This is a genomic window from Novosphingopyxis iocasae, assembly GCF_014334095.1.
Lineage (GTDB): Bacteria > Pseudomonadota > Alphaproteobacteria > Sphingomonadales > Sphingomonadaceae > Novosphingopyxis > Novosphingopyxis iocasae.
Genome location: NZ_CP060495.1, coordinates 2,354,159 through 2,369,080, shown reverse-complemented (window position 1 = coordinate 2,369,080; position 14,922 = coordinate 2,354,159). Strand labels below are relative to the sequence as shown.

The following is a 14,922-nucleotide window of genomic DNA, read 5'->3' as shown; positions in this document are numbered from 1 at the left end:
GGTCCGCCGAAACTCTATGGTGAGCATATGATCGACTTGCTTCTCTTCGCCCAGGCTGCCGCATCCGCAGGGATGGGTTCGCCGTCCGAAATCTGGCAACATATCGTCAGCGATTTTTCGAACATTACCGAGCCCTCGCAGCTCGCTGCGTTCGGGCAGGTACTGGCGATCGATCTGTTGCTTGCCGGCGACAACGCCATCGTGGTTGGTGCACTGGCCGCCGGCCTACCCGCCGCGGATCGCAAGAAGGTGATCCTGATCGGTATCGGCGCAGCGCTGGTCCTGCGCATAATTTTCGCGCTAATCGTCACCTGGCTGCTCGGTATTGTGGGCCTCGTCTTCGCGGGCGGCCTGCTGCTCCTCTGGGTGGCGTGGAAATTCTATCGTGAACTTCGCGAAGGCGGCAGTGCTGCCGGCGAAGAAGTGGGCGTCAAACCCGTCAAGAGCTTCGCCGCGGCTGCATGGGCGGTGGCCGTTGCCGACGTGTCCATGAGCCTCGATAATGTGCTTGCGGTGGCAGGTGCCGCGCGCGAGCATCCGGGCATTCTGGTAGTCGGCCTGATCCTTTCCGTGATCCTGATGGGCCTGGCGGCCAACATCATTGCCAAATATATCGAGCGACACCGCTGGCTGGGCTATCTGGGCCTTCTCGTGATCGTCTACGTGGCCGGCAAGATGATTTACGAAGGCCTGGTGGGCGGCGGCGAAACGATTGGATTGCTCTCTCTCTTCACCTGAGATTGCCGTTTAAAGCTATTTGCAGGACAAAAAATATGGCCGACAGCGCACTGCACTGTCGGCCATTTATTTTTGCCCATTGCGGGTTAAACTGGGACTGACTGGTCAGCCAAGATGTTCGGCGAAAAAGTCCATCGTGCGCTTGTCGGCCAGATCTGCGTTTTCCTCATCGCGGCGTTTGCCGAATTCGGTCGCAAAACCGTGGTCCATGCCCGGATAGTCGTACAGCGTGACCTTCGGATGATCGTCCAGGCCCTCATGCATTTTGGCCTGCGTCTCCTTGTCGACGAAGCCGTCTTCCTCCGGGATATGCAGGATCAGCGGGTTGGAGATAGCCTCCTTCTCCCTCAGAAGTTCATCGACTCCGACGGCATAATAGCCAACGGTGGCGTCGCTATCCGTGCGTGCCGCGGTCATGTAGGCAAGGCGTCCCCCCAGGCAGTATCCCACCGCGCCGACCTTGTTGGCACCAAATTCGCTGCGAGCGAACTTGATCGCTGCTTCGATATCGCGAACGCCTTCATCCTGATCGAACTTGCCCATCAGATCGAGCGCTTCCTGCATCTCACCTTCGATATCCGGATCGAGCTCGATCCCGCGTTCTAATTGCCAGAACAGATCCGGTGCGAGCGCGAGGTAGCCTGCTTCCGCGAGCTTGTCCGCTTTGCGACGAATCCCGGCGTTTACGCCGAAAATCTCCTGGATGACCACGATCGCTGCCTTCACCTCGCCCTCCGGCTCGGCGACATAGCAATTGAAGCTGTTTTCACCGTCGAGCGTATCGATGCTGCGCAGTGCGGTCATAAGGGATTCTCCTGAACATTGCGGACGGCCCACCCGTCGCTATCTTGACTCCATCAGCAACGAGCGGCGTCCAGCGCCGTTCCGATCAAAGCCGAAGGAGGCCGAGCGCCATGAAGATGAACATCGAGATCGATTGCACGCCCGAAGAGGCTCGGCGATTCATGGGACTGCCTGATGTGACCAAGGCCAATGAAATCTACGTCGATAACGTCGCTCAGGCGATGAAGGGCGCGACGAATCTGGAACAGCTGGAAACATTCGCGAAACAGATGGCCCCGATGGGTCAAATGGGTCTGAAACTGTTTCAGAACTTTATGGAAGGCGCGGCCACGTCTGCGGCGACTGGTGGCAAGAGTTCAAGCAAGCCTAAGGAAAGCTGACGCCCGCTCAGCCAGTGATGGATACAATCTTTGCACTATCTAGCGGAGCGCCGCCGGCTGGCATTGCCGTCATTCGGATAAGCGGACCGCAGGCATCGCACGCGCTCAGCCTGCTGGCGGGGGATGAGATCAAGGCGAGGCAGCTGACCTACCGGCAGTTGGCGGGGCCGGATGGCGCTATTCTGGATCAGGCGCTGGTCACGATTTTTCCCGGCCCAAGGTCAGCGACGGGCGAGGACCTGGCGGAGTTGCATCTGCACGGGGGCCGCGCTGTGGTGAATGCGGTGCTAGAGGCGTTGGGCTCGATCGAGGGATTGCGACCTGCGGAGGCTGGTGAGTTCACACGGCGCGCTTTTGCGAACGGGCGAATCGATCTCGGCCAGGCAGAAGCCTTGTCCGATCTCCTGTCGGCGGAAACCGAATGGCAGCGCCGGGCGGCTATCGACATGGCCAGCAGTCGCTTCGGGCGGCTTGTCGATGCCTGGCGAGAACGCTTGCTATTGCTATCGGCTATGGTCGAAGCGGATCTGGATTTTTCGGACGAAGATGATGTGAGCGGCTCATCGGCCGAGTTGGTAGATGCCGGTCGGCTGGCAGCCGAAATAAGGGATACGTTAGACGCTCCGCCTGCGGAACGCCTGCGTGACGGTATCCGCGTCGTCCTCGCCGGTCCGCCCAATAGCGGGAAATCCAGTTTGCTCAACGCGCTCGTATCGCGCGAGGCGGCGATCGTGTCGGAGGAGGCGGGAACGACTCGCGATGTCATCGAAGTGCCGGTGGCGTTTGGTGGCCTCGCGTTTTTGCTGAGTGATACCGCAGGTCTTCGTGAGTCGACGTCCGATCGTGTCGAGTTGATAGGAATTGATCGCGCCCGGACGGCGTTTGATCGGGCCGATATTCTGCTGTGGTTGGGCGAGGAAGGGGAGGGACCCGTTCACGCAGCGCTGATCGAAATTGCCGCGAAGTCCGATATCGAGGTGGTGAAGTCGATCGATGTCTTACGCGTGTCTGCGCACACGCGACAGGGTGTTGATCAACTCATCACGCTATTGGTTCATCGCGGGCGCTTACTGGTGCCGCGTGAAGATCAGTTTGCCTTGAATGCACGGCAGCGTGCGGCGTTGCAGGACGCCGCTATTGCCTTCGAAACGGCTACGCAGCTCGCTGATCCTCTGATGCAAGCCGAAGAGCTGCGGCGCGCGCGTCTGGCATTTGACCGGCTTACGGGCCGAACGAACACTGAAGACATGCTGGATCGTATTTTCAGCGGCTTCTGCATCGGAAAGTAATGTTCCACGTGGAACAACCGCTTTTTGACCGAGCCAGCAGGTTTGTTTAAGCAGGTTCCATGACCAAGAAATTCGACGTGATTGTGGTTGGCGGCGGCCATGCCGGTTGTGAAGCCGCTGCGGTTGCTGCGCGGATGGGCTGTACCGTCGGCTTGGTAACGCTGGACGCTACGAAAATAGGGGCAATGTCCTGCAACCCGGCCATCGGCGGTTTAGGAAAAGGTCATCTGGTGCGGGAGGTCGACGCGCTGGACGGGCTGATCGCAAGAGCTGCCGACACCGCTGCGATCCATTATCGGATGTTGAACCGGAGCAAAGGAGCAGCTGTGCGCGGTCCGCGGGTGCAGGCCGACCGTCGATTGTTTGGAAAGGCAATCCGCTCTGCATTGGCGAGTTTACCGCGTCTGTCTATTATAGGGAGCGAGGCGGCTGCCCTGCGGCTTGATGCCGGATCGGTTCGAGGTCTCGCACTAGCAGACGGTACCGAGCTTCATAGCGGCGCGGTTGTGCTGGCCACCGGCACCTTTCTTGGCGGAAGGTTGTTTCGTGGCGAAGAGCGATTTGAGGGCGGCCGGATTGGGGAGGGGGCAGCGCACCGCCTCGCCGAGCAAATGCGCGACGCCGCGCTTCCGCTTGCCCGTCTAAAGACAGGCACGCCTCCACGGCTCGATGGGCGAACCATTAACTGGGCAGCGTTGGAGCGTCAGGAGAGCGACGACGAGCTATGGATGATGTCGCCATTGAGCCCGAAGCAACGCCTGCCTCAGTCGTTTTGCGCGATAACAAGAACAAACCCGCTCACGCACGATATCATCCGGACTGGGCTTGATCGCTCTCCCCTATTTGGTGGCGATATCGCCGGCGCCGGTCCGCGATACTGTCCATCGATCGAAGACAAAATTCATCGCTTCGGAGACCGCGACGGCCATCAGATCTTCCTGGAGCCGGAAGGGCTGAATGATCACATGATTTATCCGAACGGCATCAGCACGTCGCTGCCGGTCGATATCCAGTCGCGGATGATCCGAAGCATAGAGGGATTGGAACAGGCCGAGATCGCCGTGCCCGGCTACGCGGTTGAGTACGATCACATCGATCCGCGCGCGCTAAACCATGGCCTGCAGGTTCGGACGATCCCCGGTTTATATTGCGCGGGTCAGATCAACGGGACCACTGGATATGAGGAGGCAGCGGCGCAGGGTCTGGTAGCTGGTATTGCGGCTGCAAGCCGCGCGGGAGGGAAGGACGCTCCAGAGTTCACGCGATCAGATAGCTATATCGGGGTGATGGTCGATGATCTCATCCTGCAGGGTGTGACGGAACCTTATCGGATGCTGACAGCGCGCGCAGAGTATCGTCTTCGGCTGCGTGCTGATAATGCATGGGAACGGCTGACCGAACTTGGTCTTTCTGTCGGCTGTATCAGTGCCAACCGCAGGCTCTGGGTGGAACAGGCCTGTGCACGAAAAGCACAATTGAATGTCGCGCTGGATTTGCTTCCGAACCCCAACTCGGAGCTTGGAAATCGGGTTTCCGTCCGAGAGCTATTGAGACGGCCGGGAATGCACGCGAGGGACTTCCTGCCAAATGAGGATGAATCGCTGCTCGACTCAATTACTGAAGATATCCGGTATGAACCATATCTTGCACGACAAGAGGCGGAGCTTCGGGATTTGCGCGCCAGCCAAGATATGGCCATTCCCGGTACGCTCACCTTCAGCGAGATAGCTGGTCTCTCCAATGAGATGGTCGAGCGTTTAGAGGCATCGCGGCCAGCAACGTTGGCAGCGGCATCGCGTATACGGGGCGTAACGCCGGCTGCGCTGTCCGCCATCTTGGTCGCCAGTCGCCGTGCCGAGCTTGCGTCGTGACGCAGGAGACGAGTGATGCTGCGATTGAGGTTCCACGTGAAACACATGCGAAACTTGGGGATTATGTCGAGCTGCTATTGCAGGAAAATGAGCGGCAGAATCTCATTTCGCGTTCATCGGTCGATGACGTCTGGAACCGCCATATTGAAGACAGTCTTCAACTAATCTCCCATCTGCCCCGAGATGAAAGTGCTGACATTGTGGACCTTGGCTCAGGACCGGGGTTGCCCGGCTTGGTTCTCGCCATCGCGCGGCCGGGATGGACGCTTCACTTGGTGGAGTCGCGACGCAAACGGTGTGACTTTCTTCTCCAAACCAGTGCGGCCTTGAACTTGGAAAACGTGCGCGTTCATTGCTCTAATGTTCGCTCGCTATCCGCTTTCACGGTCGATGCTATTACAGCCCGCGCGTTTGCGCCGCTTCCATCTTTAATCGCAATGGCCACGCCATTCGCCGCGCGTAGCACGCGTTGGGTACTGCCCCGTGGCGCCAAAGGTGCTATCGAACTATCAGAGCTTCCGAAACGCCATCGTTCGATGTTCCACGTGGAACCCAGCGTGACCGATGAAAGGGCTGTCATTTTGGTAGGGAAAGGCACCCCATGATTACGATCGCGATCGCGAATCAGAAAGGCGGCGTGGGCAAAACCACTACCGCGATCAACCTTGCCACCGCGCTTGCCGCAACAGGCTCGCGCGTGCTGCTGGTCGATCTGGATCCACAGGGAAATGCGTCCACTGGATTGGGCTTGCAGAGTTCTCAGCGAGACTGGACCAGCTATGATCTGCTACTAGGTGAGGGGACTCTGCATGACTGTATCGTCGACAGCGATGTGCCCGGTCTCTCCCTCATTCCGGCAACTGTCGACCTGTCAGGAGCTGAGGTAGAACTCGTCGGCCGTGACGACCGCTCGCATGCGCTGAGAAATGCTCTGGCCGGTTCGGCTCAGTATGATGTTTGCCTGATCGATTGCCCACCATCGCTAGGCCTGCTGACAGTCAATGCGCTCGTCGCAGCCGACTCCGTGCTGGTGCCCTTGCAGTGCGAATTTTTTGCGCTGGAAGGACTAAGCCAGCTGCTCCAGACCGTGGAGCGAGTTCGCACGCGTTTCAACGATGCGCTCTCGGTCATCGGTGTCGCGCTTACCATGTATGACCGTCGCAATCGTCTGACCGAGCAGGTGTCGGATGACGTTCGTTCGGTGCTCGGGCCCATCGTTTTCGACACCGTGATTCCCCGAAATGTCCGACTCTCCGAGGCACCTAGCCATGGTGTGCCTGCACTGATTTACGACCATCGCTGCGCTGGATCAGCCGCCTATATCGACCTGGCCCGCGAGTTGATCGACCGCCTGCCGAAAGAGGAAATTGCCGCATGAGTGCCACGCGTGACCGGAAACGTGGTTTGGGCCGCGGGCTTGACAGTCTTCTGGGCGATGCGGTGCGCGGGCGCCCAAGTGAGGAGAGCGAGGACGCGAGCCCGGGCGCGATTCGTACCTTGCCGACGGCCTCTCTCACGCCACATCCGGATCAGCCCCGCCGCCACTTCGCGCAGGCCGCGCTGGACGAGCTCGCAGCGAGCATAAGACAGCGCGGGATCATTCAACCGATTGTCGTGCGGCCGGCTCCGCGCGGAAGCGGCTACCAGATTATCGCTGGCGAGCGGCGTTGGCGCGCGGCGCAGCGTGCCGCTCTTCACGAGGTCCCGGTCATCGTCCGCGATTTCGAGGACAGCGAAGCGCTAGAGATTGCGCTGATCGAAAATGTTCAGCGCGAGGATTTGAACCCGGTGGAAGAGGCGGAAGCCTATCAACGGCTGACGGAAGAGTTCGGTCACAGCCAGAAAGCCGTCGCTGCGCTCGTCGATAAATCACGCAGCCATGTCGCTAACCTGATGCGTCTCCTCGATCTGCCGCAGTCCGTACGGGAGATGATTCTGGAGGAGCGGCTGCAGATGGGCCACGCGCGCGCCCTGATCGGGCACGATGCGGCCGAGGAGCTGGCATTGCGGACGGAGAAGGAAGGCCTGACTGTTCGTGATGTCGAGCGCTTGGTCCGCAACAGCCGCGACGGCGGATCGACTCAACCCCGCCGTAAATCAGGTCAGGCCAAACGCTCGAACGATCCGGATATCTTGGCCTTGGAAACGCAATTAAGCGACCTGCTCGGTCTGGATATTGCTATTCACAGCGAGGGCGAGACCGGCCGGATGACAATTCCCTATGCCAGCCTCGATCAGCTAGACATGCTCTGCCAGCGTCTGAGCGGCGGCGATCTCTGACACTGTGGAATAGGTAAAACCGGTCCAGGCCGTTTCCGGAAACGACCAGTTTTCTGCTTGGATTTTTAAAAATGGTGCGGTCGAGAAGACTCGAACTTCCACGGCCTTTCGGCCACAACGACCTCAACGTTGCGCGTCTACCAATTCCGCCACGACCGCACGCCGTTTGCAGGTAGGCCGGTGCCATTAGCAAAGGGGTATGGCCGGCGCAACGCAATAACTCGCATTTGTAGCGCAATAATCTGATTGGCGCCGACGATCCGTCGCTGCGCTCAGCTCGCTTCGCTGGCCCAGCCGATTTCCAGTTCGGTCGCCGCGCGCGGTACATCGAGTTTTGCCTCGTTGAACTCTGCCTTCCCGCCCGGTGCCAAGGACCGGACCGGCGGCTTCATCGTCCAGCTATAGACCGCGCGCCCCTGCGAATCCTTCAGCACCACCAGCAGGGGCGGGACCCTCTGTTCGATCGCGCTGCTGTTCACGATGGTGCCGCTGGCTGCGAAATACTCGGTCCCGTCGGTCAGCGTCTGCCGATCCTGCTGCTGGTCCAGCACGATCTCCAGCGCAGGCTGCTCTGCGGCGAAAGACACCCCGCCTTCCAAGATCCCCGATTGCCATATCCCAAGAGCCCCGATCACGAGCATCAGGGCAAAGAGGGCTGCGGCAATGGTCCACATCGTCGCCGGATTACGCCGCGGGCGAAACGGGGGCTCGTGCGCGAAGCTGCTGCGACGGGGCGCGTCCTGCCGCTCATAGCGCGGCGGCGTGATCGGCGGCGGTGATGGCTCCTCGATTGGAGCGCGCGAAGACGGCGCGCTGGGTGCTTCGACCGGGGCAGGGTTGCCTTCGGAAGCCATATTCTTTTCGGTTGGCTCCGGCTCCGGTGCCTGCTGGAACCAGCTATGCTTGCAGGAGGCGCAGCGAACCTGCCGCCCCGTCGGACCGACAGCGGCATCAGGCACAACGTAACGCGTGCGGCAATTGGGACAGGTCAGGAGCATCGAAAGCCCATAAACATCAGCGGCGAATCAAGCGCAAGCGGCGAAGCACTGCACCTTCCTCCATGACGCCGTCCTAACGTCCTGCTTTACGTTCGCGCAAGCATTTGCCATCGCGGAAGCTGCGATGGAGCATGTGGTGGAATTTCAGAATGTCGGCCTGCGCTACGGCACCGGTGCCGAGACGCTGTCCGATATCAGCTTCACGCTTTTCCCCGGTAGCTTCTATTTTCTCACCGGAGCATCGGGTGCCGGCAAGACGTCACTTTTGAAGTTGCTATACTTGTCGCAGCGGCCGAGCCGGGGGATCATCAGATTGTTCGGCGAGGACGCGGTGACGATGCCGCGTGCCCGACTGCCAGGATTTCGCCGCCGCATCGGCGTGGTATTCCAGGATTTTCGGCTGGTGCCGCACCTTTCCGCATTCGACAATATCGCGTTGCCGCTGCGCGTCGCGGGCGTGCCGGAACGGGAGCTGGCGGGGCCGGTCAAGGAAATGTTGGACTGGATCGGCCTGACCGATCGATCAAGCGCGCGGCCTGCCACGCTCTCGGGCGGCGAACAGCAACGGGTTGCCATCGCGCGCGCGGTGATCGGTCGTCCGGAAATTCTGGTCGCGGACGAGCCGACGGGCAATGTCGATCCCGACCTTGCCGTGCGCCTGCTGAAATTGTTCAGCGCGCTCAACAAGCTCGGCACGACGGTGGTGGTGGCAACGCACGATCTTCACCTGATCGGAAAGGTGAGCGGCGCGCAGATGATGAAGCTTGATCGTGGGCGGCTTTCCGATCCGACGGGCAGTCTGCGCCATCCCCCCCAGCCGCTCGTCCTGGGCGCCTGACCGGGTACCATGGCCATCCGCTCCGCCTTGCCCGCGCAGGATCGCAATCTGATGCCCGAAGGGCGTCTCAGCGGCCCGATGCCGTGGGTGATCGCAATCATGGTATTCCTGACCGTTCTTGCCGCCGCTGCCGGCCTGCTTCTCGCATCGGCGAGCGCGGATATGGGCCAGGAGATAGCGCGTCAGGCCACGGTGCAGGTTCTCGCCGCGGAGCCGCGAGAGCGCGACGCGGAGCAGGCCCGTGCGCTTTCCGCGTTGCGCGCGCTTCCCCAGGTCACCGATGCAGCCTCCGTTCCGCCGGCCAAGGTTGAGCAGCTTCTGGCACCATGGTTCGGCGGGGCATCGATTGCGTCCGATTTGCCGATTCCGGCCCTAATCGATGTGACCCTCACCGGCCCTGCTGATGCTGGGGCGCTGCAGCGGCTAAGAGTCGCACTCGAACGGGCTGCGCCTAGTGCAAGGGTGGATGCGGACGGTGCCTGGCTCGCCCCGGTCCGCGGCGCACTGCAATCGCTGCAATGGCTGGCCGCGGCACTGATCGTTCTGCTGGGCATCGCCACCGCGGCGACGGTCGTGCTAGCGGCGCGCAGTTCCCTCGGCAATCATCGTGAGACCATCGCGATCGTGCATCTGCTCGGCGGAACCGATCACCAGATTTCAAGGCTCTTCCAACGCCGCATGGCGCTGGATGCTGCTTTCGGTGCCATTCTGGGCTTCGTTGCCAGCGCCGCCTTGCTGTACGCCCTTTCCCGCCAGTTTCTGGAACTCGACACTCCGCTAGTTCCGGTAGCCGGAGCTTCTCCGCTACTTTTTGCCGTTCTCCTCGTGATCCCCGTCGTCACCGTGCTATTGGCCGTGTTGATGGCGCGCCTGACCATTTTGGGCGCGCTGAGGAAGATGCTGTGATCCTGCGTATTCTATCGGTGCCGCTGCTTGCTTGGATCCTGGGCTTCGCCTGGTTCGCGCTCTTGCTGCCTGAGCCGGCGGGCGACCAGCAGACCGACGCCGTCGTGATCCTGACGGGCGGTGCCAACCGGATCGACCGCGCGCTCGATGTCCTGCGCAACGGCGAGGCGAAATATATGCTCATCAGCGGCGTCGATCCCGATGTGCGCATTGCCGATCTGGAAGCCGAATATGATTGGCCCAAGAAGCTGGAAAAGTGCTGCATCGATCTGGGTTTCCGTTCGGTCGATACACGTTCCAACGCTACCGAGACGGCGCGCTGGGCGGAGCGCCGCGACGTGCATTCGATCCGGCTGGTGACGAGCGACTGGCACATGCGCCGGGCCGAGCTGGAGCTTGCCAAAACGCTGCCGACGGACATCACGCTGATCCCCGATGCGGTGCCGACCCACCCCAGCTTCGGCCAGCTGTTCCGCGAGTATAACAAATACTGGCTACGCGTGGCCGCTTCCTGGCTGGGGATCTGATCATGACGATCCGGCGCATTCTTTATGCCTTAGTGTTTTACGGCGGCAGCATCGTTTATGTGCTGTTCGGTACGCTGATGGCATTCGTGAACCGCGAACTGCTGGGCCGGATCACCGAGAATTGGAGCCAATTCCAGTATCGCTGCATGGCGGTGATCGGCGGCGTGCAGGTGCGGATCGAAGGCGATCTCCCGCGCGGGCCGTTTCTCTATGCGATCAAACATGAGAGCTATTTCGAGACGATCGATATGCCGCGGCTGTTCGATCGGCCAGCGGTGATCGCTAAGGCAGAGCTGCTGCGTATACCGCTATGGGGTTTGGTGGCGCATCGTTATGGCGTGATCGGTATAGACCGAGCGGGCGGGGCGAAAGAGCTGCGCATTATGCTGAAGCGGGCACGGCAAATGGTGGACGCCGGGCGGCCGATCGTGATTTTTCCGGAAGGAACGCGGGTGCCGCCGGGCGAAGCCCCGCCACTGCGATCGGGTTTTGCCGGGCTCTACAAACTGCTCTCGCTACCAGTCGTGCCGATTGCGGCGGACAGCTCGGTTCGGGTCGACCGGAACGGCCTGCCGACCCGCAAGGGGGCGATCGTCTATAAGGTGGGAGAGACCATTCCCCCGGGGCTGCCACGCGAAGAGGCCGAGGCGCGGGTGCACGCGGCAATCAACGCGCTGAACTTACCGGGTGCCTAAGCGCTGAGATAGGCTCGCATCGCGCGCACGACGGCGCGGTTATCCTCCTCGGTACCGATCGTGATCCGCAGCGCGTGGGGCAGGCCCTGCCCGGGCAGGTGCCGCACGGCATAGCCAGAATCGGCAAGCGCCTGCTGCGCACCCGCGGCATCGCGTTCGCCCTCGAACAATACGAGCACGAAATTGGCGTGACTCGGTACGACACGCAGGCCGTGATTGGAAAGCGCGGCCAGTTCTTCGGAAAGCCAAGCCCGCCATTTGCGGTTGTGCGCGCGCGCTTCTTCGACAAATTGCGCGTCGCGCATGGCTGCGGCGGCCATTGCCTGCGCAGCGCTGGTGGTGTTGAACGGGCCCCGGATGCGGTTGAGCGCGGATATGATGTCCGGATGCCCTGTCGCCCAGCCGACGCGCTCCCCGGCTAGGCCGAAGATCTTCGAGAAGGTGCGCGTCACCAGCACATTAGTTGCGCGGCGCGACAGTTCGAGGCCGCCATCTTCCTCGTCCCCGCCCAGATATTCGGCATAGGCGTGGTCGAGCACGAGCAGCACCGATGGCGGCAACGCTTCATGCAGCCGGGAGACCTCCGCCTTCGTCGAAAGCGTGCCGGTGGGATTGTTGGGATTGGCGAGGAAGACAACCCGCGTGCGCTCCGTCACCGCAGCCAGGAGCGCATCGATATCGGTTGCGTAATCACGGTCGGGCGCTTCGACCGGCTCCGCTCCGCAGCGCCTAGCCACGATTTCGTAGAGCGAGAAGCCGTAGCGCACATAGAGCACCTCATCCCCCGGCCCGGCATAGGCCTGCGCGGCGAGGCCCAGCAGCTCGCCCGAACCAGTGCCGCAGACGATGCGATCGACATCGAGGGTTTCCACCGCAGCAATCGCTTCCCGCAACGCGCGCGAATCCGGATCGGGGTAAAGATTGCGCGCCGCGCCAAGATGCTCGAGCGCATCGATTGCAGCTTGGGACGTGCCCAGCGGGTTTTCGTTGGCCGATAGTTTGATGAGCGGCTTGCCGCCCTCGGCCTTGCTCTTGCCGGGAACATAAGCGTGGATCGCGTCGATCCAGGGTTTGGGCGTGGGAGCGTGCGTGCGTTGGGACATGGGCCCCCGTGTAGTGCTGCCGCGCGGCGCCGCCAAGCGCCCGCTTGTGTGACGGCGCGCGCTTGCTAAGGCGGCGACATGGATGAACGGTTCGGACCCGATCGCAAAGTGCGCCTGCTCGGCCCTGTCGCGCTCGACAGCGGCAGGACCTTCGCGCCGGTCGAAATCGCCTATGAGACTTATGGCGCGCTGAACGCGGATGCGAGCAACGCCGTCCTGGTCTGCCATGCGCTGACCGGCGACCAATATTGCGCCTCCGACCATCCGCTGACCGGAAAGCCGGGATGGTGGGCGCGTATGGTGGGGCCGGGCAAGCCCATCGATACGGACCGTTTTTGCGTGATCTGCGCCAATGTGCTGGGCAGCTGCATGGGAAGTTCCGGCCCGTCGAGCGAGGATCCGGCGACTGGCCAGCCCTATGGCATGGAATTTCCGGTCATTACTATCGGCGACATGGTGCGCGCGCAGGAGCTGCTCGTCACCCATCTGGGCATCGACCGGCTCCATGCCGTCGTCGGCGGGTCGATGGGCGGAATGCAGACGCTAGCCTGGGCCGCGCTGTTCCCCCAGCGGGTGGCGCGTGCCGTGGTGATTGCCAGCGCGGCGCGGCATTCCGCGCAGAACATCGCGTTTCACGAAGTCGGCCGGCAGGCGATTATGGCTGACCCCAAATGGCGTGGCGGCGCTTATTATGCAGAGAACGATCCCCCGACCGCGGGTCTTTCGGTGGCGCGCATGGCCGCGCACATCACCTATCTTTCGGAAGCGGGCCTTACCGAAAAGTTCGGACGACGGCTGCAAGACCGCGCCGACAAAAGCTTCGGCTTCGACGCGGATTTCCAGGTGGAAAGCTATCTGCGCTATCAGGGCCTCAGTTTCACCGGCCGCTTCGATGCCAACAGCTATCTCTACATCACGCGCGCGATGGATTATTTCGACCTCGCCGATCCGCACGAGGGGCGTCTTGCACGCGCCTTTGCGGACACGGCCACGCGGTTCTGCCTGGTCAGCTTCGATAGCGACTGGCTTTATCCCACTGCCGAATCACGGCGCATCGTTCATGCGCTGAACGGCGCGGGCGCGGATGTGAGCTTTGTCGAGCTGAGCAGCCCCTTCGGCCATGACGCCTTCCTGCTCGACAATCCGGAGCTTGACCGGGTGGTAAGCGGCTTTCTGGGCGCTGGCGCATGAGCGCGCTTCGGCCCGACCTGGCGATTATCGCCCGGCATATCGAGCCGGGCGCAAGGGTGCTCGATATCGGCTGCGGCAGCGGTGATCTGATGGCGACGTTGCGCGCCGAGAAGCAGGTGGATGCGCGCGGGCTAGAGATCGATGCCGCCATGGTATCGGCTGCCGTCGGGCGCGGGCTACCGGTGGTGCAGGGGGATGCCGGGCACGATCTGGCGAATTACCCATCGGGAAGTTTTGGCTATGCGGTGCTCAGTCAGGCGCTTCAGACGATGGACCGGCCTGCCGACGTGCTGGAGCAGCTGCTGCGGATCGGCGGCAAGGCGTTTGTGTCGTTCCCCAATTTTGCCCATTGGCGTGTGCGGGCCAATCTGGCGCTCCGCGGCCGCATGCCGGTCAATCGTGCCTTACCGGAAAGCTGGCATGAAACGCCCAACATCCACCATCTGACCATCGCGGATTTCCGATCCCTGGCGGGTGAGCGCAAGATGCGCATCGAACGATCATGGTATCTGACAGGTGGCGAGCAACGCGCGGATTGGCTGGCCAATCTGCTGGCCGAGCAGGCGGTATTCCTACTGTCGCGCTAATCTTTGGCGGCAATGCCGCGCGCAATCATGCGATTGGCCTCCGCAGCCAGCGACGCGGCATCGCCTTCATCCCCCCAGACCACATAGCGAAGGCCCAGAAACACGTTCATCCCCATGATCGCCCAAGCCTGTAGTTCGCCGACATCATGGCGCAGTTCGCCCGACTCGGCACCGGCGCGCAGACGGCCCTCGATGCGGCTCGCGATAGTTTCGTAATGGCGGCGATAGCTTTCCGGATCGACGAACTCGGCTTCGTCGATGATGCGATAGATTTCCTTATGTTCGCGCGCAAAGGCAAGAAAGCTCTGTAGCGCCAGCCGCTCGATGGCGAGCGCGCCCGTCTCCTCTCCGATCGCAGCGACCGCGTGGCGGCCGACCTGACGCGACATGTCGCGCACCAGCGCGCGGAAGATTGCATCCTTCGATTCGAAATAAGTGTAGAAGCTGCCGAGCGCCGTACCGGCGGCGCGCGTGATCGAGGCGATCGATGCCTCGTGAAATCCCTTTTCGGCAAATTCCTCCGCCGCCGCATCGAGAAGCTTGCGCTGCGTGCGCCGTCCGCGTTCCGTGCGTGGTTGCTTGGCGTCATCCGCATCACTTTGCCGCGTCGTATCGGTTGGCTCCGTCATTCTTATCCCCTCACCTCGCGCATGGCAGAATTGGTCGCAGCATGACCGTATGCCAGTACGCGCCTGTTGGCCGTTCTGTCGCGGCG

General features: G+C 61.7%; 17 protein-coding genes and 1 tRNA gene. 13 read left to right on the top strand and 5 right to left on the bottom strand.

Annotated elements, in window-relative coordinates:
- The first annotated feature begins 27 nt into the window (after positions 1-27).
- Positions 28-738: a YjbE family putative metal transport protein gene (locus H7X45_RS11320; RefSeq protein WP_187334969.1), complete on the top strand. Its 711-nt coding sequence runs from the start codon at positions 28-30 to the stop codon at positions 736-738.
- 105 nt (positions 739-843) lie between these two features.
- Here H7X45_RS11320 and H7X45_RS11315 read toward each other — a convergent pair whose 3' ends face one another.
- Positions 844-1,542, bottom strand: coding sequence for a dienelactone hydrolase family protein (locus tag H7X45_RS11315; protein ID WP_187334968.1), 699 nt, complete (start codon positions 1,540-1,542; stop codon positions 844-846).
- 110 nt (positions 1,543-1,652) lie between these two features.
- Between H7X45_RS11315 and H7X45_RS11310 the strand changes: the two genes are divergently transcribed.
- The 6 genes from H7X45_RS11310 to H7X45_RS11285 are packed head-to-tail and all read left to right on the top strand — an operon-like array spanning position 1,653 to position 7,362.
- Complete coding sequence (locus tag H7X45_RS11310; RefSeq protein WP_187334967.1) at positions 1,653-1,922, top strand: DUF6489 family protein; 270 nt, start codon at positions 1,653-1,655, stop codon at positions 1,920-1,922.
- A gap of 14 nt (positions 1,923-1,936) precedes the next feature.
- Positions 1,937-3,211: a tRNA uridine-5-carboxymethylaminomethyl(34) synthesis GTPase MnmE gene (gene mnmE / locus H7X45_RS11305; RefSeq protein WP_187334966.1), complete on the top strand. Its 1,275-nt coding sequence runs from the start codon at positions 1,937-1,939 to the stop codon at positions 3,209-3,211.
- A gap of 59 nt (positions 3,212-3,270) precedes the next feature.
- Entirely contained in the window at positions 3,271-5,082 is a 1,812-nt protein-coding gene (mnmG, locus tag H7X45_RS11300; RefSeq protein WP_187334965.1) for a tRNA uridine-5-carboxymethylaminomethyl(34) synthesis enzyme MnmG, read from the top strand.
- On the top strand, positions 5,079-5,687 hold the full coding sequence (gene rsmG, locus H7X45_RS11295; protein WP_187334964.1) for a 16S rRNA (guanine(527)-N(7))-methyltransferase RsmG: 609 nt from the start codon (positions 5,079-5,081) through the stop codon (positions 5,685-5,687). The genes mnmG and rsmG overlap by 4 nt, the downstream gene beginning before the upstream one ends.
- Positions 5,684-6,460 carry a ParA family protein gene (locus tag H7X45_RS11290; RefSeq protein WP_187334963.1) on the top strand — a complete coding sequence of 259 codons (777 nt, stop codon included), beginning with the start codon at positions 5,684-5,686 and terminating at the stop codon, positions 6,458-6,460. The genes rsmG and H7X45_RS11290 overlap by 4 nt, the downstream gene beginning before the upstream one ends.
- Positions 6,457-7,362, top strand: a complete 906-nt coding sequence (locus H7X45_RS11285) for a ParB/RepB/Spo0J family partition protein (protein ID WP_187334962.1) — start codon at positions 6,457-6,459, stop codon at positions 7,360-7,362. The genes H7X45_RS11290 and H7X45_RS11285 overlap by 4 nt, the downstream gene beginning before the upstream one ends.
- Positions 7,363-7,434: 72 nt before the next feature.
- Here the strand turns inward: H7X45_RS11285 and H7X45_RS11280 are convergent.
- Both H7X45_RS11280 and H7X45_RS11275 read right to left on the bottom strand, forming a co-directional pair.
- A tRNA-Leu gene (locus H7X45_RS11280) sits at positions 7,435-7,521 on the bottom strand.
- Positions 7,522-7,634: 113 nt separating this feature from the next.
- Positions 7,635-8,360: a zinc-ribbon domain-containing protein gene (locus tag H7X45_RS11275; RefSeq protein WP_187334961.1), complete on the bottom strand. Its 726-nt coding sequence runs from the start codon at positions 8,358-8,360 to the stop codon at positions 7,635-7,637.
- 124 nt (positions 8,361-8,484) lie between these two features.
- Between H7X45_RS11275 and ftsE the strand changes: the two genes are divergently transcribed.
- The 4 genes from ftsE to H7X45_RS11255 are packed head-to-tail and all read left to right on the top strand — an operon-like array spanning position 8,485 to position 11,326.
- On the top strand, positions 8,485-9,198 hold the full coding sequence (gene ftsE, locus H7X45_RS11270; RefSeq protein WP_187334960.1) for a cell division ATP-binding protein FtsE: 714 nt from the start codon (positions 8,485-8,487) through the stop codon (positions 9,196-9,198).
- Between the two features lie 9 nt (positions 9,199-9,207).
- Positions 9,208-10,104 carry a cell division protein FtsX gene (locus tag H7X45_RS11265; RefSeq protein ID WP_187334959.1) on the top strand — a complete coding sequence of 299 codons (897 nt, stop codon included), beginning with the start codon at positions 9,208-9,210 and terminating at the stop codon, positions 10,102-10,104.
- Positions 10,101-10,631, top strand: a complete 531-nt coding sequence (locus tag H7X45_RS11260) for a YdcF family protein (protein ID WP_187334958.1) — start codon at positions 10,101-10,103, stop codon at positions 10,629-10,631. Before H7X45_RS11265 ends, H7X45_RS11260 begins: the two co-directional genes overlap by 4 nt.
- A gap of 2 nt (positions 10,632-10,633) precedes the next feature.
- Positions 10,634-11,326, top strand: a complete 693-nt coding sequence (locus H7X45_RS11255) for a lysophospholipid acyltransferase family protein (protein ID WP_332310924.1) — start codon at positions 10,634-10,636, stop codon at positions 11,324-11,326.
- Here H7X45_RS11255 and hisC read toward each other — a convergent pair.
- Positions 11,323-12,429, bottom strand: coding sequence for a histidinol-phosphate transaminase (gene hisC / locus H7X45_RS11250; protein ID WP_187334957.1), 1,107 nt, complete (start codon positions 12,427-12,429; stop codon positions 11,323-11,325). The genes H7X45_RS11255 and hisC overlap by 4 nt on opposite strands.
- A gap of 78 nt (positions 12,430-12,507) precedes the next feature.
- Between hisC and metX the strand changes: the two genes are divergently transcribed.
- Positions 12,508-13,620 (top strand): homoserine O-acetyltransferase MetX, encoded by a 1,113-nt coding sequence (gene metX / locus H7X45_RS11245; RefSeq protein WP_187334956.1) that lies wholly within the window; start codon positions 12,508-12,510, stop codon positions 13,618-13,620.
- Positions 13,617-14,207, top strand: a complete 591-nt coding sequence (gene metW / locus H7X45_RS11240; protein WP_187334955.1) for a methionine biosynthesis protein MetW — start codon at positions 13,617-13,619, stop codon at positions 14,205-14,207. Before metX ends, metW begins: the two co-directional genes overlap by 4 nt.
- On the opposite strand, the gene H7X45_RS11235 is transcribed toward metW, so the two are convergent.
- On the bottom strand, positions 14,204-14,836 hold the full coding sequence (locus H7X45_RS11235; protein ID WP_187334954.1) for a TetR/AcrR family transcriptional regulator: 633 nt from the start codon (positions 14,834-14,836) through the stop codon (positions 14,204-14,206). The genes metW and H7X45_RS11235 overlap by 4 nt on opposite strands.
- Positions 14,837-14,922 lie beyond the last annotated feature (86 nt).

Bases quoted from the DNA above. Each gene is read 5' to 3' on its own strand.
- H7X45_RS11320 (WP_187334969.1), top strand. From the start codon at position 28: ATGATCGACTTGCTTCTCTTCGCCCAGGCTGCCGCATCCGCAGGGATG.
- H7X45_RS11315 (WP_187334968.1), bottom strand. From the start codon at position 1,542: ATGACCGCACTGCGCAGCATCGATACGCTCGACGGTGAAAACAGCTTC.
- H7X45_RS11310 (WP_187334967.1), top strand. From the start codon at position 1,653: ATGAAGATGAACATCGAGATCGATTGCACGCCCGAAGAGGCTCGGCGA.
- mnmG (WP_187334965.1), top strand. From the start codon at position 3,271: ATGACCAAGAAATTCGACGTGATTGTGGTTGGCGGCGGCCATGCCGGT.
- H7X45_RS11290 (WP_187334963.1), top strand. From the start codon at position 5,684: ATGATTACGATCGCGATCGCGAATCAGAAAGGCGGCGTGGGCAAAACC.
- H7X45_RS11285 (WP_187334962.1), top strand. From the start codon at position 6,457: ATGAGTGCCACGCGTGACCGGAAACGTGGTTTGGGCCGCGGGCTTGAC.
- H7X45_RS11275 (WP_187334961.1), bottom strand. From the start codon at position 8,360: ATGCTCCTGACCTGTCCCAATTGCCGCACGCGTTACGTTGTGCCTGAT.
- ftsE (WP_187334960.1), top strand. From the start codon at position 8,485: ATGGAGCATGTGGTGGAATTTCAGAATGTCGGCCTGCGCTACGGCACC.
- H7X45_RS11265 (WP_187334959.1), top strand. From the start codon at position 9,208: ATGGCCATCCGCTCCGCCTTGCCCGCGCAGGATCGCAATCTGATGCCC.
- H7X45_RS11255 (WP_332310924.1), top strand. From the start codon at position 10,634: ATGACGATCCGGCGCATTCTTTATGCCTTAGTGTTTTACGGCGGCAGC.
- hisC (WP_187334957.1), bottom strand. From the start codon at position 12,429: ATGTCCCAACGCACGCACGCTCCCACGCCCAAACCCTGGATCGACGCG.
- metX (WP_187334956.1), top strand. From the start codon at position 12,508: ATGGATGAACGGTTCGGACCCGATCGCAAAGTGCGCCTGCTCGGCCCT.
- metW (WP_187334955.1), top strand. From the start codon at position 13,617: ATGAGCGCGCTTCGGCCCGACCTGGCGATTATCGCCCGGCATATCGAG.
- H7X45_RS11235 (WP_187334954.1), bottom strand. From the start codon at position 14,836: ATGACGGAGCCAACCGATACGACGCGGCAAAGTGATGCGGATGACGCC.